Annotated in this window: 1 protein-coding gene; it reads right to left on the bottom strand. The window is 68.0% G+C overall.

The genetic code is table 11. The annotated features are described in order from the left end of the window. On the bottom strand, positions 1–1,111 hold a 1,111-nt coding region (locus H074_RS00045; RefSeq protein ID WP_152521320.1), incomplete at its 3' end, for a helix-turn-helix domain-containing protein. Positions 1,112–1,309: the final 198 nt, after the last annotated feature.

Consider the following 1,309-nt stretch of genomic DNA (forward strand, 5'->3'; position numbering starts at 1 on the left):
CGTCGGTGTCCTCCTCGTCGGCGTTGTCAAGGTCGTCCAGGGTTGTGCGGATCGCCAGCAGGGCGGCGACGACCCAGCCGCCGTCGATCTCCGGGCGCTGGTCGCGGTCGACGTCGATGGTGTCGCTGATGCGCTGCAACAGCGGGCGCGGCAGGTCCGGTCGCTCGGCCAGGGTGAGCAGCGCGCGGCCGGCGAGGGTGGCCTGGGGGTCGTCGAGCCTGTCGAGCACGGCGTCGAGTAGCCGCGCGGCCACATCGTGGTCGAGGTCGGGGTTGGCGGCCAGACCGGGCCAGGCGGTCCGGAACTTGACCGCGATCTCCTGCACCTCAAGCCCGGCGGCCTTGCCGATCCGGTAGTGGACCTCCTCGGTAGAGGGATCCGACACCAGCGCGTTGACCTGGTCCGCGGCGGAGGCACGGGGATAGGCGCGGGCGCGGACGATGGCGTAGACGCTGCCGCACAGCTCCCGGATCCGGTCAGGGTCGGTGGTCTCACCGGCCTCGGCGTAAAGCTCGCCGACCTGCTGCGGGTAGGAGGTCATCGCGGCACGGTGCAGCACCCAGGCCGCGTCGGTGACATCCCGGCACCAGCGCCGGGCCACCTGCCGCTTCGGCCCGATCCCGGAGTACTCCGCCAGGATCCGGATCGTCTCCTCGTTGTCCGGGTCGAAGAACATCAGCACGTACTCGGCGAGATCGGTCGCGGCGTTGGAATAACTGCCGGTGATGGCCGACTCCAGATGGCTGCTGGTGTGCGTGGCGGGATACAGGTCCCGGTAGCCCAGATGTTCCGAGAGCTTCCACCAGAACTCCGACCGGCGCGCGCTGTCCTCACGGTAGGCGGGCAGCACCTTCACCAGCGTGATCAGGGTGGCCTCCGCCGCCGCGAGGTCCGGGTCGGTGTCCAGCGGACTGGAGTCGAGCAGGCTCTCCGGCCGCAGATCGTTGAGCTCGAGTGCATCACGCAGCTTGGTCAGCGTGTCCAGCCGGGGCCGCGCCGACTTCCCCGTCTCCAGCTGGCTGATGGTCTCCTGGCTGACTTTCGCGCGGGAGGCGAGTTCGCGCTGGCCCAGGTCCGCAGTCTCCCGCAAGTGCTGCAACATCGTCTTCATGGTAGTTAAAGTAGCATGAGCGGGCAATATGGCCCAGTGAACGGGTTAAATTTGCTAAATATTAGCCCTTTGGCATTTCCGAGGGGCCGGATCGCCGACTGCGGCCGCCCAGTTCCGGCTTCACGGGAACCTCACGTCGCGGGCGACCGTTGAACATCCCGCTGCCGGCCGAATCCGCTGCCTGTGGGAGGAACCATC

Origin of the sequence: Amycolatopsis decaplanina DSM 44594 (genome assembly GCF_000342005.1) — a bacterium.
Taxonomy (GTDB): Bacteria; Actinomycetota; Actinomycetes; order Mycobacteriales; family Pseudonocardiaceae; genus Amycolatopsis; species Amycolatopsis decaplanina.